The following is a 611-nucleotide window of genomic DNA, read 5'->3' on the forward strand; positions in this document are numbered from 1 at the left end:
GCCTTCGCCGAGAAGGTTGAGGACATCGTCGGCCTCACCATGGATCCGCCGATGCACACCGTGGTGCTGTCCATCGACGAGAAGTCGCAAATCCAGGCGCTCGACCGTACCCAACCTGGCCTACCCCTCAAGCCCGGCAAATGCGGCACCATGACCCACGACTACAAACGCAACGGCGTCACCACCCTGTTCGCCGCGCTCAATGTCCGGGACGGCACCGTGCTGGGCCGCTGCATGCCGCAGCACCGGCACCAGGAGTTCGTTCGCTTCCTCAACGCCGTGGAGCGCGCCGTGCCCGCGGGTAAGCTGATCCACGCCATCGCCGACAACTACGCCACCCACAAGCATCCCAAGGTGCGCGCCTGGCTGGAGCGGCACCCTCGGTGGGTGTTCCACTTCACCCCGACCTCAGCCTCCTGGATCAATGCCGTCGAAGGCTTCTTCTCAGCGCTGAGCCGAAGGCGCCTGCGACGAGGGGTATTCCAGTCCGTTGCCGACCTCGAGCAGGCCATCGCCCGCTACATCCGCGAGCATAACGCCACGTCGAGTCCATTCGTCTGGACCAAACCCGCCGACCACATCCTCGCCAAGCTCGCGCGGCTGCCTGCACC

At 65.5% G+C, this 611-nt stretch carries 1 protein-coding gene; it reads left to right on the forward strand.

Annotated elements, in window-relative coordinates; genetic code table 11:
• A partial coding sequence (locus tag E2C06_RS36875) for an IS630 family transposase (RefSeq protein WP_133293433.1) occupies window positions 1–611 on the forward strand: 611 nt, incomplete at both ends.

Origin of the sequence: Dankookia rubra (assembly GCF_004355005.1) — a bacterium.
Taxonomy (GTDB): Bacteria; Pseudomonadota; Alphaproteobacteria; order Acetobacterales; family Acetobacteraceae; genus Paracraurococcus; species Paracraurococcus ruber_A.